This is a genomic window from Aurantimicrobium minutum (assembly GCF_029894165.1).
Classification (GTDB): domain Bacteria; phylum Actinomycetota; class Actinomycetes; order Actinomycetales; family Microbacteriaceae; genus Aurantimicrobium; species Aurantimicrobium minutum_A.
This window is the reverse complement of sequence record NZ_JARXXU010000001.1, coordinates 493,954-515,597: the sequence shown is the minus strand read 5'-3', so window position 1 is coordinate 515,597 and position 21,644 is coordinate 493,954. Positions and strand designations below refer to the sequence as shown.

Genomic DNA, 21,644 nt, shown 5'->3' with positions numbered 1-21,644 from the left:
AGCCATTTCTGACAGATATGCCGTGGGGGTTTACCACTGTTGAAAGTGGGGAGACCCTTAAGGTGTTTCTGGCACGCAAAACGCACCAATGCAAAAGCTTATCCCAGCGAGGGGACGGGGTCAAACGGTAGTTTCCGCTGCCTCTCCTGCAGGGGCATTCCGGAGTGCACGGCCCTTGAGCGCAATCCATCCTCCTAGCCAGATGGGGATCTCGCGAGAGAGCACCACCGCGACCAAAACCAGCGGGTTAAAAGCAATTCCGCGCCACATAAAGTCCAGCGCCTGGCTAAAGGTCAGCGTCCACGCATCTACCGTGAGGAGGCCCGTACCGATGGCGCTGAGGTAGGTCAGCGCGGCAACCGCCAACCCCCACAGCACGAATGTGCGCCAATGACCCTTGTTGATGAGGATCGCCAAGACCACGAAGTAGACCGTGAACGCGATCACGGTGAGCCAATACACCGGGGTGCTGAGGAACGCCATTGTGCGCTGTTGAATAAAGCTGGCGGCTTCCACGCCGGCCGCAGCATCGCCATAGAGCCACGCGGCAGCACTGTAACCCCAGGCAGCCAGGGCATAGAGTGCTGCAAAAATCACCCCGCCGAGCAGAGCAACCAGAGCACCGGTCGTGCGGTTGCTGGGGGTTCGCACCACAGCAGGCGCATCCGGGGCCGTTTCGACTGAGCCGACACCGGCAAAACCGATTCCGACAACTTCGGCGTCTTCTGCCGGAGCAGGTTTGAAGAATTCAGGATGCACGGATGCGGTTTCCGTCACGGTATCGGACATGTCGCCATGATAGAACGACGAAAGCCCCGCACCATGGCGGGGCTTTCGCGAGTCACAAACTCCGTCAGGAGTGAGTTCCTACTTAGTTGTAGTTACCGGAGAAGTCATCCGACGAGAAAGACTCGAAGTCGACGAAGCTCAGGTCTGCATCGGTGAAGTCACCCTCCGCCGCAAAGATGCGGTTGGGGTAGCGTTCAGCCTTTGCTTCTTCCGTTGCCTCAACCGAGATGTTGCGGTACTTCGCAAGACCGGTTCCGGCGGGGATGAGCTTACCGATGATGACGTTCTCCTTGAGGCCCACGAGAGGATCGGACTTGCCGTCCATCGCTGCCTGGGTGAGAACACGGGTGGTCTCCTGGAAGGAGGCAGCCGACAGCCACGACTCGGTAGCCAGCGAAGCCTTGGTAATACCGAGGACTTCCTGACGAGCCGACGCAGTCTTCTTCCCTTCGGTGAGAGCAGCGCGGTTCATCTCGGTGTAACGAGAACGATCCACAAGCTCACCGGGGAGAAGGTCGGTGTCACCGTGCTCTACAACAGTTACCTTGCGGAGCATCTGACGAACGATGACCTCAATGTGCTTGTCGTGAATAGGAACACCCTGCGAGCGGTAAACGCCCTGCACGCCACCGACGAGGAGCTGCTGAACCGCACGGACACCCTGCACGCGCAGAACTTCCTTGGGGTCAACGGTTCCCACCTGAAGTGGCTGACCGAGTTCAACGTGGTCTCCATCAGAAACGAGGAGAGTTGAACGCTTGAGCACGGGGTAGATAACTGCCTCGTCACCGTTGTCGGGGGTGAGGATTACCTTACGGCTCTTGTCGGTCTCTTCGATGGTGATGCGACCAGCAGTCTCTGCGATCGGCGATGCACCCTTAGGGGTACGTGCCTCGAAGAGCTCCTGAACACGGGGCAGACCCTGAGTGATGTCATCAGCCGATGCGGAACCACCCGTGTGGAAGGTACGCATGGTGAGCTGAGTACCAGGTTCACCAATGGACTGTGCGGCGATAATACCCACGGCTTCACCGATGTCGACGAGCTTGCCGGTGGCAAGCGAGCGACCGTAGCAGGCAGCACAGACACCAACAGCAGACTCACAGGTCAGGACCGAACGGACCTTGACCTCGTGAACGCCCGCAGCGATGAGGGTATCGATCAGAACGTCACCTGCGTCGTCGCCAGCCTTGGCGATGACGTTGCCCTTCGCGTCGACTGCATCAGCAGCGAGGCTACGAGCGTAGATGGAGTTCTCCACGTTGGCGTCACGAACAAGCTCACCAGCTGCGTTAGCGGCAGCGATAGGCAGGTCGAGACCCTTAGTGGTGCCACAGTCCTCTTCGCGGATGATGACATCCTGCGAGACGTCGACGAGACGACGAGTGAGGTAACCGGAGTCAGCGGTACGCAGAGCGGTGTCAGCCAGACCCTTACGAGCACCGTGGGTCGCGATGAAGTACTCCACCACGGACAGACCTTCACGGTAGGACGAAATGATCGGACGAGGGATGATCTCACCCTTCGGGTTGTTCACCAGACCACGCATACCCGCGATGTTACGAACCTGCAGCCAGTTACCACGAGCACCAGAGGTGACCATGCGGTTGATGGTGTTGTTCGCGGGGAAGTTCTTCTGCATCGCTTCCGCAACTTCAGCGGTCGCGTCGGTCCAGATCTTGATCAGTTCCTGACGACGTTCGTTGTCAGTGATCATGCCCTTCTCGAACTCAGACTGAACCTTCGCAGCCAACTTCTCGTATCCAGCAACGATTTCGCGCTTGTTGGGAGGAGTCAGAACGTCAGACAGAGCTACGGTCACACCGGAGCGAGTAGCCCAGTGGAAACCAGCGTCCTTGATGTTGTCCAAGGTGGCGGCAACAACAGTCTTGGGGTAACGCTCTGCGAGATCGTTGACGATCGCGGAGATGGTTCCCTTGTCTGCAACTTTCTGGATGTAGGGGTAGTCAGCGGGCAGAGCCTCGTTGAACAGTGCCTGACCCAGAGAAGTGGTGACCACGAGGGGACCACCGGTGTAGCCCTCAGGTGCTTCACCCTCAGCGAAGACAACATCATTCAGACGAATGCGTGCCATGGCGTTGAGGTCCAGCGAGTGCTGGTCGTGAGCGAGGATGGCCTCAGAAACGGAAGAGAATGCGCGGCCTTCACCGGTTGCACCTTCCTTCACGGTGGTGAGGTGGTGGAGACCAATGATCATGTCCTGCGTAGGCAGGGTCACGGGGCGACCATCCGAAGGCTTGAGGATGTTGTTCGACGCAAGCATCAAGATGCGAGCTTCGGCCTGAGCCTCAACCGAGAGCGGAAGGTGAACAGCCATCTGGTCACCGTCGAAGTCAGCGTTGAACGCAGCACAGACGAGAGGGTGAAGCTGAATAGCCTTACCTTCAATGAGCTGAGGTTCGAATGCCTGAATACCCAGACGGTGCAGGGTTGGAGCGCGGTTCAGCAGAACGGGACGCTCGCGGATGATCTCTTCGAGAACATCCCACACCTGGGGACGGCTACGCTCCACCATGCGCTTCGCGCTCTTGATGTTCTGAGCGTGGCTCAGGTCAATCAGACGCTTAATCACGAATGGCTTGAACAGCTCGAGTGCCATCTGCTTAGGCAGACCACACTGGTGCAGTTTGAGCTGAGGTCCAACGATAATGACGGAACGACCGGAGTAGTCCACGCGCTTACCGAGCAGGTTCTGACGGAAACGACCCTGCTTACCCTTGAGCATGTCTGACAGCGACTTGAGCGCACGGTTACCGGTACCGGTAACGGGGCGGCCACGACGACCGTTGTCGAACAGTGCATCCACGGCTTCCTGAAGCATGCGCTTCTCGTTGTTCACGATGATCTCGGGAGCACCGAGGTCAAGGAGGCGACGCAGACGGTTGTTGCGGTTGATCACACGACGGTAGAGGTCGTTGAGGTCAGAGGTCGCAAAACGTCCACCATCCAGCTGAACCATGGGGCGCAGCTCGGGTGGGATGACGGGAACAACGTCGAGAACCATCGCAGCAGGCGAAGTGCCGGTGTGAAGGAAGGACGAAACAACCTTGAGGCGCTTGATCGCACGGATCTTCTTGGCACCCTTACCTTCGGTGATCTCGAGGCGAAGCGATTCAGCTTCTCCGGCAAGGTCGAAGGTGAGAAGGCGACGCTTGATCGCTTCAGCACCCATGAATGCCTCGAAGTAGAGACCGTAGCGGTCTACCAATTCGTTGAAGACAGCGTCTTCAGGCTTGAGGTCGCCGACCTTGAGGTTACGGAAGTCATCCCAGACGCGCTCGAGGCGAGCGATTTCTTCGTCGAGGGACTTACGGATCTGAGACATTTCCTTCTCGGCGACGTCCTTCGCACGACGCTTCTGGTCTGCCTTCGCACCTTCTGCTTCGAGAGCTGCAAGGTCGTTCTCGAGACGCTGCATGCGGTCAGCAATGCGAGAGTCGCGCTGGTCACCCAAGGTCTTGAGCTCGAGACGAAGCTCGTTCTCCAGACCAGGCATGTCCGCGTGACGACCCTCTTCGTCTACGTCGATCACCATGTAGGCAGCGAAGTAGATGACCTTCTCGAGGTCCTTGGGAGCCATATCCAGCAGGTAACCCAAGCGGCTAGGAACGCCCTTGAAGTACCAGATGTGGGTAACGGGAGCGGCCAACTCAATGTGACCCATGCGCTCACGGCGCACAGACGACTTGGTGACCTCTACACCACAGCGCTCACAGACGATGCCCTTAAAGCGGACACGCTTGTACTTGCCACAGGAGCATTCCCAGTCGCGAGAAGGTCCGAAGATCTGCTCACCGAAGAGGCCGTCCTTCTCAGGCTTGAGAGTGCGGTAGTTGATGGTTTCGGGCTTCTTGACCTCACCGAACGACCAACGACGGATGTCGTCAGCAGTGGCCAGACCGATACGAAGCTTGTCAAAAGCGGTTGCGTCGAGCAATTTAACTCTTTCCTTAGATTCTTAAGTGTCTGACTCGGATTAGATTTCGTCGATTGACGAAGACTCGAAACGAGTGGAGATGTTGATACCGAGTTCTTCAGCTGCGCGGTATGCCTCATCGTCGGCGTCGCGGAGGCTGACGACATCGCCAGCTTCGTTGAGAACCTCCACGTTGAGACCGAGGGACTGCATTTCCTTCATGAGAACGCGGAACGACTCGGGGATACCGGGTTCCTGGATGTTCTCGCCCTTGACGATGGCTTCGTAGACCTTGACGCGGCCCACGATGTCGTCGGACTTGATGGTGAGGAGTTCCTGAAGGGCGTAAGCGGCACCATAAGCTTCCAGTGCCCACACCTCCATCTCACCAAAGCGCTGTCCACCGAACTGTGCCTTACCGCCCAGAGGCTGCTGCGTGATCATCGAGTAAGGACCCGTTGAACGCGCGTGGATCTTGTCATCGACAAGGTGGTGCAGCTTCAGGATGTACATGTACCCAACCGAGATGGGCTCAGGGAATGGTTCACCCGAACGGCCATCAAAGAGGTTGGCCTTACCGGAAGAACCGATGAGGCGGTCTCCGTCACGAGTCAGAGTCGTGGAGTCCAGCAGACCCGCGATTTCTTCCTCGAGCGCACCGTCGAATACAGGAGTCGCAACCTTGGTGCCAGGGGCAGCCTCGTGTGCTTCTGCAGGAAGGTGTGATGCCCACTCAGGTGAGCCGTCAACCTTCCAACCCTGCTTCGCAATCCAACCCAGGTGGGTCTCGAGGACCTGACCGAAGTTCATGCGACCGGGGATACCGAGCGGGTTGAGTACCACGTCAACGGGGGTACCGTCTTCGAGGAATGGCATGTCTTCCACAGGGAGAATCTTGGCGATAACACCCTTGTTTCCGTGACGTCCAGCGAGCTTGTCACCTTCGGTGATCTTGCGCTTCTGGGCGATGTAGACAACAACGCGCTGGTTGACGCCCGAGCCGAGCTCGTCTTCGTCATTCACTGCGTCGAATACCTTCACACCAATGATGGTTCCGGACTCACCGTGGGGTACCTTCAGCGAGGTGTCGCGAACTTCGCGGCTCTTCTCGTTGAAGATGGCACGGAGCAGACGCTCCTCAGCGGAGAGCTCGGTCTCACCCTTAGGTGTGACCTTGCCGACCAGGATGTCACCGGGGCGAACCTCAGCACCGATGCGGATGATGCCGCGCTCGTCGAGGTTAGCGATGAGTTCAGGCGACACGTTGGGAAGGTCGCGAGTGATCTCTTCCTTACCCAGCTTGGTGTCACGAGCGTCCACGTCATATTCCTCGATGTGAATCGAGGAGAGGACGTCGTCCTGAACGAGGCGCTGCGAAAGGATGATCGCATCCTCAAAGTTGTGACCTTCCCAGGGCATGAATGCCACGAGGAGGTTCTTACCCAGAGCGAGCTCGCCGTCTTCGGTGGCAGGACCATCAGCGATGACCTGGCCAACCTCGACACGCTCACCAGCGTTCACAATCACACGGTGGTTGTAGCTGGTTCCCTGGTTCGAACGGTCGAACTTACGCAGGAAGTAATCTTCGGTGCCACCAGCGTCGAGCTGAACGGTGACGACATCAGCCGACACCTCAGAGACGACACCAGCGTTGTTGGTGAGGATCACGTCACCCGCATCGATTGCGGCGAAGTTTTCCATACCGGTACCCACCAGCGGGCTTTCGCTGCGCAGCAGGGGCACAGCCTGACGCTGCATGTTGGCACCCATGAGTGCGCGGTTAGCATCGTCGTGCTCGAGGAATGGAATAAGCGAGGTACCGACAGAAACCATCTGGCGGGGCGAGACGTCCATGTAGTCCACCTCAGCGGCAGGAACGAGTTCCACCTCGCCACCCTTACGGCGGACGAGCACGCGCTCTTCAGCGAAGTGACTGTCCTTAGTCAGGGGTGCGTTGGCCTGTGCGACGACGAATTCGTCTTCTTCCGAGGCGGTGAGGTAATCGATGTTCTCGGTGACCTTGCCCTTGACGACGCGACGGTAAGGAGTCTCAATGAAACCAAAAGCGTTGATACGCGCGAACGAGGCGAGCGAACCAATCAGACCAATGTTGGGACCTTCAGGAGTTTCAATGGGGCACATACGTCCGTAGTGGGACGAGTGAACGTCACGAACCTCAACACCTGCACGCTCACGCGAGAGACCACCGGGGCCCAGCGCGGAGAGACGACGCTTGTGGGTCAGACCTGCAAGCGGGTTGTTCTGGTCCATGAACTGGGAGAGCTGAGAAGTTCCGAAGAACTCCTTGATAGCTGCCACAACGGGACGCACGTTGATCAGGGTCTGAGGAGTGATGGCCTCGATGTCCTGAGTGGTCATACGCTCGCGAACGACGCGCTCCATACGGGACAGACCGGTACGAACCTGGTTCTGGATGAGCTCACCTACGGCACGGATACGACGGTTACCGAAGTGGTCAATGTCGTCTACGTCGAGACGAATGTCCACCTTCTTGCCTTCGCGAGTACCGGGGAATGTCTTCTCGTCGCTGTGCAGTGCAACCAAGTACTTGATGGTGGCAATGATGTCTGCAACGGAGAGAACAGAGTCAGTCAGAGGAGCTTCCAGACCGAGCTTGCGGTTGATCTTGTAACGACCAACCTTGGCCAGGTCGTAACGCTTGTGGCTGAAGTAGAAGTTGTCCAGCAGTGCACGTGCAGCTTCTGCAGCAACCTGCTCGCCTGGACGGAGCTTGCGGTAGATGTCGCGCAGCGCATCTTCCTTGGTCAGGATGGTGTCCTTCTCGAGGGTCTGCAGGATGGAGTCGTAACCCTTGAACTCGGTTGCGATCTCTTCGCTGGTCAGACCGAGGGCCTTGAGGAAGACGGTGACGGACTGCTTACGCTTGCGGTCGATACGAACACCGACAGCGTCACGCTTGTCGATTTCGAATTCAAGCCATGCACCACGGCTGGGGATGATGCGTGCGGAGTAGACATCCTTGTCGGAGGTCTTTTCCTGTGCACGCTCAAAGTAGACACCGGGAGAACGAACCAACTGAGACACCACAACACGCTCGGTGCCGTTGATGATGAAGGTTCCCTTTTCGGTCATGAGGGGGAAGTCACCCATGAACACGGTCTGGGTCTTGATTTCCCCCGTGACGTGGTTCATGAACTCTGCCTCGACGTAGAGAGGAGCAGCGTAGGTCTTGCCACGCTCCTTGCACTCGAAGATCGAGTACTTCTCAGGCTCGAGGTAAGGGTTCGTGAAGGACAACTGCATGGTCTCATCGAGGTTCTCGATGGGAGAGATCTCTTCAAAGATCTCTTCCAGACCAGTACGCGAAGGGAGGTCCTGACGGCCTTCCTTCTTCGCCTGCTCGACCCGCTTCTGCCAGTGCTCGTTACCGACGAGCCAGTCAAAGCTCTCGGTCTGGAGTGCCAGCAGATCAGGGACAGTTAGCGTGTCTGTGATCTTCGCGAACGACAGGCGCGAAGCGCTACGGCCGTTCTTAATGGACTTGGTGTCTTTTGCGTTGCGCGCAGCAGCCAAGGAAATAACCTCCGTGGGTCCCGTCGGACCATCATGGTTTCGGTTGGTGTGGGATATTTTGCGAACTCGAAAATCCCGCTAAAGTGGGGCATCTCGTGGTGTTACTCACGAGAAAAGAAACTGTCACCCCGACCGCAATATGAGGGCATGACAAAACTTCGAGCGCAAATAACAACTCTATAACGACCTGCGGGTCTGTGTCTAGTTGAGATTTCATGGATGGTGTGTGCACATGGCAGAACATCCGGCCATCACCCTGAAATCCTCCGGTCTGCGCGCCAGTATCGAACCTGACCCCTATCAGGACGGTGCGTTCATCCTCGAAGTGGATGGAACACCCCAATCTCACGTCTTTATCGATGACCCCGGTGAGTTATTTTTCGAATACATCCGCCGCATTGGTCACGTACTCGACGTCTATGGCGAACCGGGACAGCCGATCACCGCTGTTCACTTAGGCGGTGGGGCCCTGACCCTCCCCCGCTATATCGAGGCCACCCGCCCGGGCTCTCGTCAACAAGTGATTGAACTCGAGCAAGATCTGATCGACTTTGTGCGTGAACATATGCCGGTGCAACGCAATGCCAACATCCGTATTCGTTACGGCGACGCCCGTGAGGTGATGGGCAAACTACCCACCGGCCTGCACGGGAATGTCGACGTCGTCATCGTGGATGTCTTCAGTGGAGCTCGCACACCTGCACATGTGACGAGCGTTGAGTTTTATCGGGAAGCAGCCAAACTTCTTTCCCCGCAGGGCGTACTCATTATCAACGTGGCCGATGGGCCAGGCTTGGCCTTTGCCCGTGGCCAGGCCGCCACCGTGCAGGCCGTCCTGCCGAACGTGCTTGCTCTGGCTGAAACCCAAGTACTCAAAGGCCGCCGGTTTGGCAACGTGGTCCTCGTGGGCAGTAACGACAACTCCATCGGTGACTGGCTCCCCCGCCTCCTGGCCGGTGGCCCCCATCCGGCGAAAGCGGTAGAAGGTGCTGAGATGAGACAGTTCATCGGTGGTGCACCTATCGTGCTCGACACCACCGCGATTGCGTCCCCCACACCGAACAAGACGATTTTCCAGATCGCGAAGAAGTAATGGCCGATCTGGACCGCGTCACGAAGTGGGCCGATGCGCTCATTCGACTCCACCTCGACCCGGCGGTGTGGAGTTTTGGGTTCGACCATGCCCGCACGCGTGCCGGTCTGTGTAATTTCTCCGATAAACATATTTCAGTCTCCCGCCACCTCGCAGCCAAGTATGAAGACGACGAAGTGCATCAGATTCTGCTGCACGAAGTGGCCCACGCTCTGGCCGGGCCGCGGGCCGGCCACGGGGCAACCTGGAAGAAAATCGCCTCCGACCTGGGCTATGACGGCAAGCGCACCCATGACGGGAGTGCGGCCAACGAACTCGCGCCCTGGCTGGGCACCTGTCCCCGCGGTCACCAGCACTACCGTTTTCGCACCCCCACCAAGCCGCTCAGTTGCGGAGTATGTGCCCGCGGATTCCATCGCGCCAACATAATTACCTGGGATAAGCGCGAAATCGGATAGCGTGAGAACACAGGGACTGGCCCTGGCCTTATTCGGGGGAATACAGTGAACGTTTTTCTCAGACTCACACTCGAGTGCGAGCCTGACGCTGCCTGGAAGGCCATTGCCAACCCCGCTGTGTTTACTGCTGTTTCAGCTCCGCTCATGAAAGTGTCCTCCCGCGAAAAGGGAGGGTTCCCGAGAGCGTGGACGGCCAGCGGCCCCCACGAAGTCTCCCTGAGACTGCTGGGTATTATCCCCATGGGTCACCAGCTCATTGACGTCAGCTTCACGGAACGTCCCGGTGGTGTGCGCATGATGATCGACTCAGGCAGACCGGTCAGCGGGCCTCTCAAGATTGTTTCCGGTTGGGATCATCGCATGGCGGTGTCTGCAGCCGAGGGAAACAAGACGCTCTATCGTGACCGTCTCGTCGTGAAGGCCGGCCTGCTCACACCCCTTGTGTTTATCGGGATGTGGACGTTCTGGCAGATTCGCGGCGCCAAGCTGAAAAAGCTTGCGCCAAGCTGGCAGTAATGAGCTAGTTCTGTTGAGACTCAGACTCGTCGAGTGACACCAGTGCATCTGAAGATGCAAGAGCCTTGAGTTCAAGTGAGAATTCACGAATCACTTCACGCTGGCGGTCAAGGTTTGACTTACGCTTTTCGGCCTGCTCAATGAGTGATGCTGCCTGTTCTTCGAAGCGCTGCGCGACAGTTTCTGCACGTGTGCGGGCACGAGTAATCATCCCTGTAGCTGCTTCACGAGCAGCATTGAGCAGTTTGTCGGCGTCTGCACGGGTTCGCAGATTGAATGCCTCTGCCTGCTGATTCAAGGCGTCAGCCTGATCAGAAGCACTGCGTTGAAGTTCAGAAACTTCCTGGGTTTGTGCGTTCATGTAGGCGACAGCTTCGTGGTGACGTTGCAGACGCTCACGCTCAGCCTCCTCAAGTGAAAGCTTGATTTCACGCTCGATACGGAGCTGTTCGCGTTCCGCGATTTGTCGGAGGGTTTCCAACTCGGTTTTTACGTCTTCCATTTCCTGATGCAAACGTGACCGCACTTCGGAAGCATCACGTTCTGCTTCCGCAAGAAGGGCTGCTTCGCGACGTTGAGCTGTTTCCTTCATAGTCTGTGCCTGAAGTTGGAGAGATTCCGATTTCATAGACATTTCTGATACTTCGCGCTCAACCTCGAGGCGCTTCTCCTCGATGCGAGTCTCCACTTCAGCGACGATGGCGGTCGCACGTGCACGCGCGGTGCGCGTCAACGCTTCAGCATTAGCCCGTGCAGAGTCGCGGGCAACTTTGGCGTCAGCTTGTGCATCACTGACCAGCTTGTCCGCCTGCTCTTCAGCGACGCGGAGGGTCTGTTCAAACGCAGAACCCAAGTCAGCAAAAGTTGGCTTGGAGTTCGAACGCTGGAGAGCATCACGCAAATCTCCGAGTTGACGCTCGAGAGTGTCAACCTTGAGCATGCTTTCGCGGAGATGTGTTGCAGATTCTTCAATCCGAGCCTCTGCATCACGGAAGACCCGGCGAACATCTGCGGGGTCGTATCCGTTCTTGCGGACGGTTTTGAAGCTACGAACAATATCCATTATCTGTTTCTACCGTCCTGATGAGGAGTACCAACAGAGTCGTCATTCATATTGAAAAATTCAGGTGTGAGCTCTTCTTCATACTCAACAGGAGCAAGTATGTCGAGATCCATGGGGACATCTTCCGAGAACCCTTCGCTCATAGAGAGAATGCGAATTTCGGAGTTGAAGCTTTCTACCGATTCACGCTCGAAGGAAAGTTCGTCCACGAGCGCCTGACCGTTTTCGAGTAGTTCACGGTTACGTTCTTCAAGCTTCTCGTTCAAAGCCAGGGTACGAACGCGGGCACGTCGGAGAATTTCGGCTGCGGTTTCACGAGCAACGCGGACGCGGGCAATGCCGTCTTGGCGAGAGACCGCATAGACACGCTGTGCTTCAACAAGGGTTTCGCGAGCACGTGAACGCGCTTCATCAAACTGTCGTTCGGAGTCGTCGAGGAGGTGCCGAATAACGACTTCGTTCTCAGCCTCCAGACGAGTGCTCTCACGCTCTGCTTTTGCTCGTGCAGCTTCAGTTTCATCATTGACGCGACGTTGTTCACGCTCGTTGAGCTGGCGCAGGGTTGCAATTTCGTTTCGAGCCTGATCAATTTCCTGAGCAAGCTCAGACTCCAGGAGGAGGCGCTTTTGCTCACCCTCACCGACAATTGCTTCGCCTAGTTTTTCTGCCTCTGCAAACTGGACTTTCGCTGTTTCGAGCTGAATTGTGGCACTACGCACAACCTCAGTGAGTTTCTTTTCAGATTCAAACAGAAGGCGATCAGCACGTTCCTGTGCTTCTACTAGAAGCTTCTCTGCGTGCTCAGAAGCAGCAACAGAGAGTTGCTCAGCATCCCTCAGAGCATCCTCACGTAGTTGCGAGCTTTCTGCCCGTGCATCGGCAAGCAATTTACTCGCTTGTTCTTCAGCGACCCGAAGGGTCTGCTCGAACGCAGCACCAAGGTCGGAGAAAGACGGCTTGGATCCCGCCCGCTTGAGAGCACTCCGGACTTCTGCAATCTCTCGGTTCAGAACAGCGATGCGCTTATCCGACTCGGAAAGTTCGAACTCTAATCTTTTAGCCTCGGTCTGAGTATCCGCCAGGGCAGCATTGACTTCCTCTGGGTCGAGTCCCTTTTTGGGAAGTACGACCGGAAATGAAATATCCACGGTGTCCTTTCGCCAAATCGACCAGAATAAATAATCTCTCTCAGTATATGGCCGGTTTCTTGTCGAAATTGAGGGATAAGGTGCGGAGTGCAAGAGTTTATCCCTCACAATCGAGGGCGTATTTTCTTCTAGGTGAGCACTCCTGCTGAAGCCAATGCCGCTTTCAGGAGTGCGGCACGGCCACCTACCATCTCACCCAACACAGAAGGACTGACAGCTTCCTGAGGAGTGAGCCAAGAAATCTCTAGAGCATCCTGGCGAGGATCACATGAGCCTGTTACCGGAACCACATAAACCATCGAAACAGCATGTTGACGTTCGTCGGTGTATGCCGAAATTCCTGGAAGGGGGAAATACTCAGCAACATGACAGGGAAGCGGGCTAGCTGGAAGAAGAGGGAAGGCCATGGGTCCCAAATCTTTTTCAAGATGACGAAATAGCGCATCTCGAAGTGTTTCACCAAACATCACACGCCCAGACACGATCGAACGGGTCATCTCTCCAGAGGAATTAGCTCGAAGTAAAAGTCCCACTTCGGTAATAATTCCCAGACCGTCAACGCGGACCGGGACGGCCTCGACATAAAGCAGTGGGAGTCTTTTTCGGATGACGGCGAGTTCATCATCACTCAACCAGCCGGAATTGGGATCAGGGGTTCTCACACTCATGACCTATTTCTATCGGAATGTGGGGGCATTCAGTTCTAGGTCACGCGAATTCCCAATAATCGGATCCAGGTGCTTTCCTCGTATGTGAGGGGTGTTTCCTCCTGTTATCGTTAATCCAGAAGTACAACTTCATGGGGGAGTCATGTCGACAGAGAACGAAGAAGGTCAGAGACCTGGCTTGTCTGACCCCCTGTTCGATGAAGAATTGGACGCCTTCAAATTTCGAAACTCAATGCGGAAACGGCCAGAATACCAAACAGAGTATTCCCACTACTCGGGTCTAAATTCTGAAGATTTCTACGCAAAAATACGTTCACAAAATCTGCGACGCAGTTCACAATTCGCCGCAAGCCTGCTGCAGGCCGAAACCACCGAGCTACCCCCCGCCACTGCCCCCAAGTCCCACCAATCCACTAAGGCCTATGCGCGGAACCCTTTTGGTGCTCACGTAGCCAGAGTGTTAGCAACTTTGGTTTTGGTTGGTACGGTAGCTATTTTGGGTCTCAGCTCAACAACCTTTGCGCTCTCCCTTGTGGCTCTGGTCCTGGCAGGTTCTTTTGGCGCTCTCTCGCTCTATTTCGATCGGGCACCCAAGAATAAGCCTTAAGGCTTGGCGGTGAACCCGCCAACCGGGCGGAGATAAACAGATCCGAGGCTGTCGAGGATCTCTTTTGCTTCACCCTGTGGGGCGCCATAGACCACAAGACCATCAATGCTGGCGGTTTCGCCATATGCTTCACCGAACAGGGGAAGTGTCACCGTCAAGTGGTGAACTGCGGCGGCATCGTCACGGAAGTGTTCAAACACCTGCACAACGGTGTGGTCCTCGTTGACGTTGAACTCGTAAGAAATAGAGCCTTCTTCGTCACGGGTCACCTGTGCCATCTGTTCAATGACGGTGAGGAACTCCTCATACTTGCCCGGCTTGATGTTTCCGCTGGCAATCCAGTAAATGTCTTCGCGCATGAGATTTTCCAATTCTTTAGGCCACACTGTTCTCTCTGCATGGGTGCGAAGAAAAGACATGAGGTGTGAAGAAATCATATTCACTTACCCTTCTGACACAAACATTTAGGCTGAAGCTATGACGCATGTCGATGACAACGAAACTTCCCTTCGCACCCTCGCCCAGGCGCGCTATCGCGCTAGCTACCCTCACGGCGACGAAACCCTCAACGAGACACTCGCCCTCATGCTTCGCCACAAGTCCGTGCGTAAATACACGAGCGAACCCCTCAGCGATCATGACCTCGATCTCATCATCACCGCAGCGCAGTCAGCATCGAGCTCTTCCATCACCCAAACCTGGACCGTGATCGCCATCCGCGACAAGGACAGGTTGAAGCGCATCAGTGAACTACTCGGTGGCCGCGCAGCCATGGGCAACCTCGGCTATGTCGAAGAGTGCGCCGTGTTCTTGGTGTGGGTTGCTGATTACTACCGTGCAGAACAAGTCATCCTGTCGCAGGGCGTCAGCCCTGAAGACATGGGGTTCCTCGAGAACACACTGGTCTCGTTCACCGATATCGGCATTGCCTCCCAGAATGCACTCCTCGCTGCAGAATCACTCGGCCTCGGCGGCGTCTATGTGGGAACTTTGCGCAACAACCCCGAAGGAATCAGCGCTGAACTGGGCATTCCCCAGGGGGCATTTCCTGCACTGGGCATGAGCATTGGCCACCCTGATCCCTCAGAAGGAACCGGCGTCAAGCCGCGCCTTCCGCTGGAGACGGTGCTTCATCACGAGATCTACAACACCGAGGCCTGGAAACCCGGAGTGGCCACCTACGAAAACACCTACCGCGACTACTTCGCTGAACAGGGTGTGGCCAACGCCAGCTGGATTAGATCCATTGTGCGTCGCCTGGGTTATGTGGCCGGCATGAAAGGCCGGGACAAGATGCAGGCAGAGCTCGCGAAGCAAGGTTTAGATTCGCGTTAACCACAGTTAGCCTCACCACGTGAGGCTAACTGGAGGGGCGAAGGAAATCTTGTCGGGACAGTTGCACTATCCGTCGATCTTTTTCGTTCTTCCCCACTCATCGAGTGGGGCTTGTGCGAGAGGATTTGCCTGCTCTTCGGCGGGGCAATACAGGACAACATCGGACGTAGAGCGATCGAAATAGTGCTCCGCCATGGGGTGTTGACACAGCGGACACAGTGCTGCCAGGGACTGATCTAGTGCGGGAGCGTAAGGGCTGAGATCTGCTGGACCCAAGAGGGGATACAGTTTCTCATTCATCCAGTCGTAAAACCGCATGAAAGCGCTGTCTGCTGTGCCAGTTTCGGGGTCTCGATGTGTGTTCATACCTGCAGAGTACGCTCGTCAGCCTCGCAGTCACCCAATTCTCGGAATACTCCCAGAGAGCGAAGACCCCGCGAACTTCACGTTGTTACACGACTAAGGTTTCGTCGAACCAGTGCCATCGGCACTCGCAAAAGAAACCAGAGCCAGCTTGCGCTCCCGCATCGCCATAAACAGCGGGAAAGTGAAAGCTAACGCGGTCACTGCGGACAACAGAATGTAAAGCCACACACGCTTCATCTTCAGACGGCGAGCTTCCGTGATCATGAACACCACCACAGCAATGGCCACGATAGTGAAGTCTCCCGAAAGCACCCAGTCCACGGCCGTGCCAAACCACGCAGCCATGTAGTCCTGGTTATTCATCACTGCCAGGCCGTTAAAGATCCACGCCGTGACGAGTCCGATAATCGAGAACACCAGATAAACCCAAAACAGTGACTTATGCATGGCGTTGCTCCTCGTGATTAGTGACGGGGCTTTCGTGCGGGACGCTCATCGCGGTCGTCACGACGAGCTGGGGCACCCTGATCTTCGCGGAGCTCGATGAGCTTGCCACTAATGCGGGTGTTCTCAAGCTTGCTGAACACATCACGGGACAGGTTGGCAGGAAGCTGAACAATGGAGTGATCGGGAAGGATCTTGATCGCTCCGAAGTCTTCACGGCTCAGTCCGCCCTCGTTGGCAAGAGCGCCCACAATCTGGCGGGGCTCCACCTTGTGACGCTTACCGACTTCGATGCGGTAAGAACCCATGGGCTGGCTGTTCTCCCGGGGGCGACGTTCGGGGCGATCCTCGCGGTTGAAACGTTCACGGGGTGGTCGATCATCACGAGCGTAGCGATCGTCTCGAGAGGGACGTCCACCACGATCATCGCGTGAGGATCGTCCGCCGCGATCATTGCGGTCATTGCGACCACCACGATCACCTCGGTCACCACGCTCAGCACGTTCCTTGCGCGTCTGTTCTTCACGTGCGTAGCGCTGAGCACGTTCGTCCTCTGCGGAGAGCAGCAGCGGAGAGTCTCCTTGAGCAACCACCGCGAGAGCTGCGGCAACGTCGGCTTCAGGGACATCGTGGTGCTCGATGTAGTGTCCGACAATCTCGCGGAACTGCAGAATAAGGTCAGGCTGGGCAAGAGCCTCCGTGATGGCGTCGTCAAAGCGAGCCAGACGCGTGACATTGACGTCCTCCACGCTGGGTAGCTGCATCTGTGTCAAAGGCTGACGGGTTGCGCGCTCAATAGCATTGAGCAAGCGGCCCTCACGAGGAGTGACGAAGCTGATCGCAGCACCGCTGCGACCGGCACGTCCGGTGCGGCCAATGCGGTGAACATAGGACTCCGTGTCAATGGGGATGTCGAAGTTGACGACGTGGCTGATGCGCTCCACATCCAGACCACGGGCAGCGACATCGGTCGCGACCAAGATGTCGAGCTTGCCGGACTTGAGCTGTTCGACGGTGCGCTCACGCGTGGCCTGAGGCACGTCACCGTTAATGGCCATCGCGGAATATCCGCGCGCACGGAGCTTCTCAGCCAGGGTTTCAGTTTCGTTCTTGGTTCGGGTGAAGATGATCATGCCTTCGAAGTTTTCCACTTCGAGGATGCGGGTCAGCGCATCCACCTTCTGGGGGTAGGAGACCATGAGGTACCGCTGAGTGATCGTCGACGACGTGGTGGTCTTGTTCTTGATCGTGATCTCTTCGGGCTCGTTGAGATATTGCTTGGAGATACGGCGAATCTGGGCGGGCATGGTTGCCGAGAACAGAGCAACCTGCTTATCCGAAGGAGTGTCCGCAAGAATCGTCTCCACGTCCTCGGCAAAGCCCATCTTGAGCATCTCGTCAGCCTCGTCGAGCACGAGGTACTTCAACTCGGTGAGATCAAGGGTGCCCTTTTCCAAGTGATCCATGATGCGTCCGGGAGTACCCACCACGATGTGAACACCGCGGCGCAGTGCAGAAAGTTGAACACCGTAACCCTGACCACCATAGACAGGAAGAACATGAACGCCCTTCATGTGTGAGGCATATTTCTCGAATGCTTCACAGACCTGGAGTGCTAGTTCACGGGTAGGGGCAAGAATAAGTGCTTGAGGGCTCTTCTGGGACAGATCTAAGCGCGAGAGAATCGGCAACGCAAAAGCTGCGGTCTTTCCGGTTCCCGTCTGAGCAAGCCCGACCACGTCTTTGCCCTCAAGGAGAATGGGGATGGTGGCTGCCTGGATAGCAGAAGGAATTTCGTAACCGACATCCTTCAGAGACTTGAGGACTGCATCAGACAACCCCAGTTCGGAGAACTTCAGGGTCTCGGGAGCAGTTTCTGCCTCGGTTGTTTCGGGTGTTTCAGTTGACGTCATAGTTCAACGCTAGTGCGTCGGGATGCAGTGAGAATCCGCGCAAACTCTGTTTCAGCTTCCTCTAACACCAGCAGAAAGCCCCCTACGTCCATGTGAACATGGAAATGTAGGGGGCTGTGCTGTGGCGGTCCCGGTGGGATTTGAACCCTAACCAGACCCTTTTAGGCATAGGTCACTTGTCAAAAAACCCAGTAAATATATAGGTTTTAGCCCCAATGGATACCAATGAATTTAGTTGGTTTTGAAAAAAGTGTTGCCAAATTGTTGCCACGAATATGACTTGAAAACCCGTAGACCTTGGCAGGCGCTATACGCGGAGCGAGCATGGAGAGCTGGGTGATGGGTTACGGGGTATCCCTGAGGATGTCCACAACACCTAAGGCCGTAGCTGTCCCCACATCTGCAGGGAAGGTGAGGAAGTCCCCAGTGTCGGAATAACCAACACTGAAGACCAACGCCAAACCTTCACGCAGCGTACTGACCTGCCCACCGAAACGGCTTGGATCATTACTAGGCGTGAACACTGGGCGCTGAGTTATCCCCAGCACCTTGAAATAGTCCCCGTAGCGCTCCAGAACGGCTTCTACGGGATTTCCTAGGCTTACCAACCGACTGCCTTAGCTCTGCGCATAGCGGTGAAGAGGGCCAGCACCAAGCCACCAATGATTTGACTCATTGGCGGAACCATAGAAAGTCTTATCTGCGAGCGTTACCGAATATGTCATTAGTTACCCATCTCGCTTTCAAGGCCGAAGCGCATTGCTCGAGCAAACTCAAGAGAAGCCGCAGTGGTATCCGTAGCGTTGCTATTGATTGTGAACTGTTGAGTAACACCATTCGACTTATCAAGTGGCACGACAGAAGCGCCCCGGTTTAGGTTCAACAGCTCGGGGCCTTTCTCGCCTACGAGGACAGTTCCAGAACCCGTGATAGTTCCACCATTAGCTAGAAGTGGAATCTTACCCAGCTTGAAACCGATAGTTCCGCCAGTTGCTTTACTGATGAAACTGCCCACACCATTGAGACCATCGATGACTCCATTGATGAGATTCAGGATGGTGTTGATGTAGGTTTTCACGGCCCACACGATGCCCTGGAACACTCCACCAATAATCTGGCCGATGCCGTTGAAAACTGAACTGAAGGCTTGGCCCACAGCATTGATTCCTGGCATAAGCCAACCGATGAAGCCGTTCCACACGTTAGCGATGCCCTGGATAGCTCCAGCGAATACCTGACCGAGCCAGTTCATCACTGTGCCCCAGTTCATGATCAGAACGATGATTCCACCGATGATGACCGCGATAGCTGCGCCGATAGCTAACCATGGTGATGCAGCGAGTGTCATAGCTGCCCACGCCACTGCCATAACTCCGATAGCTACTGAGACCGCGGTAAGTGCTCCGGGAGCTTCTGTGAGCCACGTGAGGACGGGAGCTGCAAAGTTTGAGAAGCCTTCGAGCATAGGGAGAACCATGAGGCCGAGTGTCTCTTGGAAGTTTCCGAATGCCTGGGACATTCTGTCTGCTCCGGTTGCTGTTGCTGCAGCCGTTCCGCCGAATTGAGTCTCTAGGGCCTTCATGACTTCTTCTTGAGCGCCGGCCATGTTGCCAGCTTCGACCATGGATTCGATCATGCCCTTTTGAGAATCCGTGAGAGAAACACCAGATTTTGCCAGTGCCGTGATTCCTTGAATCGGATCTTGTAGTGCTTTGCCGAGCTGGACGGCGTTGTTTTCTGCAGTACCAAATCCGGCTGCTGCCATGTCCATCGCTGCCATGGTTGCTCGGTCAAACATTCCACCGGCTTCTCCGGCTGTCTTAGCTAGCTCCTTGAAGGTTAGAAGCTTGGCTTGGCTGACCTTGATTGAGTCTTCATCTAGTCCAGTGTTGAGGGCTTGTGCCTGAGCCATGTCTATTAAGCGCTTGGTGACTCCACTCACGTTCGAGCCGAAAATCCCCATCGATGTGGCGATTTGATTGATACGTGCATTCTGTTCCACTTCGGCTTGAGCTGCGCCGATGATGTCCTTGGTGAATGTACCAATGGCCACTCCCCCGACTATTGCGGCCATAGGGCCGGCTAGCTTTTTCAAGCTCCCCATCATGCCTTGGCCCATCGAGTTACCGACTGGGCCGCCGATGTTTGAGAATTCGCTCTCTAGTGTTGCTTGTGTTCCCGTCATTGAGGGAACGATTTGAACGTATGCTTCCGCAATACGTGATGCCATTGGAAACTCCTTGTGTGTTTGGTTTTCCTGTTATCCAGGTTTCTTACCAATTCACATTGAGATTTCGGCAGAGTGCGGATCTGACCGCTATTCAATGTAAACCGCGAACAGTGCGGTGTTCATTTGTTCTATTTTCCCACGGAACACCTAAATTTCTGGGCAAACCGTGGGCCAATAGAGAGATATTTATGCAGTGGTTTCTAGTTCACTGTTTTCAGAGATTTCGTGAGCTTCGATGTCCGATTCAGCTTCTGGTGAAGCAAAAAGAACGTTCCTGTCCATCAGCTTCTCTAGCTGCTCACAGATTTGCAGGACACGTTTTTCATAAGTCTCGGGGACAGACAGGCTCCCAGAAATTGGAAAGTTACCGTCGAAGGTGTAAACACCCCGTGTGTAGATAGAAACTTCTCTCAAGCCCACAAGTCCCTGATAACGTGCTGCGCTAGCGTCAGCGACGATTCTAGAAGCTTCCAAGACAGCTTCCTGCCACACCATGACGGCTTCACGAGCGCTCTCAATGGCAGTATGCGTGATTTCACGAGCATGTTCACGCATGACTTCTTCAAGTTCACGGCCAATCTTGTTTACATCAGTACGTCGAGCGTTTGCCAAAATTTCGGCACCCTTAAGTTTTCTCAACGCAGCTGGGGTGTGAACTTCTCCAGGATCTTCCAAACCTTCAAGGATTGATTCTGCAAACAATTTGGCATCTAGAGCCTTCGCTTCAGAAACCACATATTCGGCTTCCGCTAAAGCGGTGTCTGCCTCAGCCCAAATTTCATAAGCAGAATCCATCTTCTTGATAAGACTCTGGACAGGTTTTGGATATTCAAAACCTTCAATAACTGTTGGAATGTTGGGGTGCCGGTTTAATCCAGCCCATTCTTCATTTGCACTCATATTTGTTCCGTTCTGCTCGAAAAGCCGAGCGATAATGCACGGTCATAAACCGTATTTACTTGATCAACGTCCACGATGGAAGTCGAAGAATGTAGAGGCCGGGCAACGCGACCCAACTCTCTAGAGAAAGCTGCAAACTCTGGATCAGTCCACGCAGCCTCACCCAGCTCCAGAATCCACAACGTCACCCTGCGAAGCTTTATCTGCCAATAACCCCGCAGAGCATCACCATCTATGGCAACTTCTTCTTGTGGAACTAACCAGGGACTCAAGCGCGAATCCTTGAAGCGGAGTGGGTGTATCTAGTGCCGGCTTTTGCAGGTTTATCCACAGTGAGCATCCCCCGGCGAATAATTTCAATCTGGCGAGAAGCTTCATGGCGAGACTGGCGAAGCTCACCGAATGCAGCGTTCAAACGTGTCTGTCCTGCATGGCCACTCACAGTGTGCCCCTCAATCTCAAGCACCTGCTCAAGCCGAGCTACATCGTCAAGCTGAGACTGGGCAAGTTGAATCTGCGTCAGCTCCACCGGAGTAAATGAGTAGCCCTTCGGCAGCTCAAGCATCAGATCTTCTAACAAACTCATGGTTTCTCCTTACTGTTACGGCTAAATCCGCGTAAA

Annotated in this window: 20 protein-coding genes; 5 read left to right on the top strand and 15 right to left on the bottom strand. The window is 55.5% G+C overall.

The window, feature by feature from the left end:
• Positions 1–120: 120 nt before the first annotated feature.
• From M2119_RS02700 to M2119_RS02690, 3 genes are all read right to left on the bottom strand, one after another.
• Complete coding sequence (locus tag M2119_RS02700) at positions 121–789, bottom strand: hypothetical protein (RefSeq protein ID WP_280803432.1); 669 nt, start codon at positions 787–789, stop codon at positions 121–123.
• Positions 790–871: 82 nt separating this feature from the next.
• Positions 872–4,747 (bottom strand): DNA-directed RNA polymerase subunit beta', encoded by a 3,876-nt coding sequence (rpoC, locus tag M2119_RS02695; RefSeq protein ID WP_280803431.1) that lies wholly within the window; start codon positions 4,745–4,747, stop codon positions 872–874.
• Between the two features lie 39 nt (positions 4,748–4,786).
• A complete protein-coding gene (locus M2119_RS02690; RefSeq protein WP_280803430.1) occupies positions 4,787–8,281 on the bottom strand; it encodes a DNA-directed RNA polymerase subunit beta in 3,495 nt (1,164 codons plus the stop codon).
• A gap of 232 nt (positions 8,282–8,513) precedes the next feature.
• Between M2119_RS02690 and M2119_RS02685 the strand changes: the two genes are divergently transcribed.
• From M2119_RS02685 to M2119_RS02675, 3 genes are read left to right on the top strand one after another with little or no spacing between them, the layout of a single operon-like run.
• Positions 8,514–9,374 (top strand): spermidine synthase, encoded by an 861-nt coding sequence (locus tag M2119_RS02685; protein WP_280803429.1) that lies wholly within the window; start codon positions 8,514–8,516, stop codon positions 9,372–9,374.
• Positions 9,374–9,832: a SprT-like domain-containing protein gene (locus tag M2119_RS02680; RefSeq protein WP_280803428.1), complete on the top strand. Its 459-nt coding sequence runs from the start codon at positions 9,374–9,376 to the stop codon at positions 9,830–9,832. The genes M2119_RS02685 and M2119_RS02680 overlap by 1 nt, the downstream gene beginning before the upstream one ends.
• A 45-nt stretch (positions 9,833–9,877) precedes the next feature.
• Positions 9,878–10,348, top strand: a complete 471-nt coding sequence (locus M2119_RS02675) for a hypothetical protein (RefSeq protein WP_280803427.1) — start codon at positions 9,878–9,880, stop codon at positions 10,346–10,348.
• A 4-nt stretch (positions 10,349–10,352) separates the two neighbouring features.
• On the opposite strand, the gene M2119_RS02670 is transcribed toward M2119_RS02675, so the two are convergent.
• From M2119_RS02670 to M2119_RS02660, 3 genes are all read right to left on the bottom strand, one after another.
• Positions 10,353–11,411: a hypothetical protein gene (locus M2119_RS02670; RefSeq protein WP_280803426.1), complete on the bottom strand. Its 1,059-nt coding sequence runs from the start codon at positions 11,409–11,411 to the stop codon at positions 10,353–10,355.
• Complete coding sequence (locus M2119_RS02665) at positions 11,411–12,559, bottom strand: hypothetical protein (RefSeq protein ID WP_280803425.1); 1,149 nt, start codon at positions 12,557–12,559, stop codon at positions 11,411–11,413. Before M2119_RS02665 ends, M2119_RS02670 begins: the two co-directional genes overlap by 1 nt.
• A gap of 128 nt (positions 12,560–12,687) precedes the next feature.
• Positions 12,688–13,227 (bottom strand): DUF4916 domain-containing protein, encoded by a 540-nt coding sequence (locus M2119_RS02660; protein ID WP_280803424.1) that lies wholly within the window; start codon positions 13,225–13,227, stop codon positions 12,688–12,690.
• 142 nt (positions 13,228–13,369) lie between these two features.
• Here M2119_RS02660 and M2119_RS02655 point away from each other — a divergent pair, with 142 nt between their 5' ends.
• Positions 13,370–13,834: a hypothetical protein gene (locus M2119_RS02655; protein WP_280803423.1), complete on the top strand. Its 465-nt coding sequence runs from the start codon at positions 13,370–13,372 to the stop codon at positions 13,832–13,834.
• On the opposite strand, the gene M2119_RS02650 is transcribed toward M2119_RS02655, so the two are convergent.
• On the bottom strand, positions 13,831–14,193 hold the full coding sequence (locus tag M2119_RS02650) for a putative quinol monooxygenase (protein ID WP_280803422.1): 363 nt from the start codon (positions 14,191–14,193) through the stop codon (positions 13,831–13,833). The genes M2119_RS02655 and M2119_RS02650 overlap by 4 nt on opposite strands.
• A gap of 118 nt (positions 14,194–14,311) precedes the next feature.
• Between M2119_RS02650 and M2119_RS02645 the strand changes: the two genes are divergently transcribed.
• Positions 14,312–15,169 (top strand): nitroreductase family protein, encoded by an 858-nt coding sequence (locus M2119_RS02645; protein WP_280803421.1) that lies wholly within the window; start codon positions 14,312–14,314, stop codon positions 15,167–15,169.
• A 66-nt stretch (positions 15,170–15,235) separates the two neighbouring features.
• On the opposite strand, the gene M2119_RS02640 is transcribed toward M2119_RS02645, so the two are convergent.
• The 8 genes from M2119_RS02640 to M2119_RS02605 form a co-directional block, all read right to left on the bottom strand.
• Positions 15,236–15,535 (bottom strand): hypothetical protein, encoded by a 300-nt coding sequence (locus tag M2119_RS02640; RefSeq protein WP_280803420.1) that lies wholly within the window; start codon positions 15,533–15,535, stop codon positions 15,236–15,238.
• 93 nt (positions 15,536–15,628) lie between these two features.
• Entirely contained in the window at positions 15,629–15,982 is a 354-nt protein-coding gene (locus M2119_RS02635) for a DUF2834 domain-containing protein (RefSeq protein WP_280803419.1), read from the bottom strand.
• Between the two features lie 17 nt (positions 15,983–15,999).
• Entirely contained in the window at positions 16,000–17,892 is a 1,893-nt protein-coding gene (locus tag M2119_RS02630) for a DEAD/DEAH box helicase (protein ID WP_280803418.1), read from the bottom strand.
• 344 nt (positions 17,893–18,236) lie between these two features.
• Positions 18,237–18,500, bottom strand: a complete 264-nt coding sequence (locus tag M2119_RS02625; RefSeq protein ID WP_280803417.1) for a hypothetical protein — start codon at positions 18,498–18,500, stop codon at positions 18,237–18,239.
• Between the two features lie 116 nt (positions 18,501–18,616).
• Entirely contained in the window at positions 18,617–20,122 is a 1,506-nt protein-coding gene (locus M2119_RS02620) for a hypothetical protein (protein ID WP_280803416.1), read from the bottom strand.
• A 186-nt stretch (positions 20,123–20,308) separates the two neighbouring features.
• Entirely contained in the window at positions 20,309–21,022 is a 714-nt protein-coding gene (locus M2119_RS02615) for a hypothetical protein (protein ID WP_280803415.1), read from the bottom strand.
• The gene (locus tag M2119_RS02610; protein ID WP_280803414.1) at positions 21,019–21,294 is read right to left on the bottom strand and encodes a hypothetical protein; all 276 of its coding nucleotides are present in this window, start codon (positions 21,292–21,294) and stop codon (positions 21,019–21,021) included. Before M2119_RS02610 ends, M2119_RS02615 begins: the two co-directional genes overlap by 4 nt.
• Positions 21,291–21,608: a hypothetical protein gene (locus tag M2119_RS02605; protein WP_280803413.1), complete on the bottom strand. Its 318-nt coding sequence runs from the start codon at positions 21,606–21,608 to the stop codon at positions 21,291–21,293. Before M2119_RS02605 ends, M2119_RS02610 begins: the two co-directional genes overlap by 4 nt.
• Positions 21,609–21,644: the final 36 nt, after the last annotated feature.

Bases quoted from the DNA above. Each gene is read 5' to 3' on its own strand.
- M2119_RS02700 (WP_280803432.1), bottom strand. From the start codon at position 789: ATGTCCGATACCGTGACGGAAACCGCATCCGTGCATCCTGAATTCTTC.
- M2119_RS02685 (WP_280803429.1), top strand. From the start codon at position 8,514: ATGGCAGAACATCCGGCCATCACCCTGAAATCCTCCGGTCTGCGCGCC.
- M2119_RS02680 (WP_280803428.1), top strand. From the start codon at position 9,374: ATGGCCGATCTGGACCGCGTCACGAAGTGGGCCGATGCGCTCATTCGA.
- M2119_RS02670 (WP_280803426.1), bottom strand. From the start codon at position 11,411: ATGGATATTGTTCGTAGCTTCAAAACCGTCCGCAAGAACGGATACGAC.
- M2119_RS02660 (WP_280803424.1), bottom strand. From the start codon at position 13,227: ATGAGTGTGAGAACCCCTGATCCCAATTCCGGCTGGTTGAGTGATGAT.
- M2119_RS02655 (WP_280803423.1), top strand. From the start codon at position 13,370: ATGTCGACAGAGAACGAAGAAGGTCAGAGACCTGGCTTGTCTGACCCC.
- M2119_RS02650 (WP_280803422.1), bottom strand. From the start codon at position 14,193: ATGCGCGAAGACATTTACTGGATTGCCAGCGGAAACATCAAGCCGGGC.
- M2119_RS02645 (WP_280803421.1), top strand. From the start codon at position 14,312: ATGACGCATGTCGATGACAACGAAACTTCCCTTCGCACCCTCGCCCAG.
- M2119_RS02640 (WP_280803420.1), bottom strand. From the start codon at position 15,535: ATGAACACACATCGAGACCCCGAAACTGGCACAGCAGACAGCGCTTTC.
- M2119_RS02635 (WP_280803419.1), bottom strand. From the start codon at position 15,982: ATGCATAAGTCACTGTTTTGGGTTTATCTGGTGTTCTCGATTATCGGA.
- M2119_RS02630 (WP_280803418.1), bottom strand. From the start codon at position 17,892: ATGACGTCAACTGAAACACCCGAAACAACCGAGGCAGAAACTGCTCCC.
- M2119_RS02620 (WP_280803416.1), bottom strand. From the start codon at position 20,122: ATGGCATCACGTATTGCGGAAGCATACGTTCAAATCGTTCCCTCAATG.
- M2119_RS02615 (WP_280803415.1), bottom strand. From the start codon at position 21,022: ATGAGTGCAAATGAAGAATGGGCTGGATTAAACCGGCACCCCAACATT.
- M2119_RS02605 (WP_280803413.1), bottom strand. From the start codon at position 21,608: ATGAGTTTGTTAGAAGATCTGATGCTTGAGCTGCCGAAGGGCTACTCA.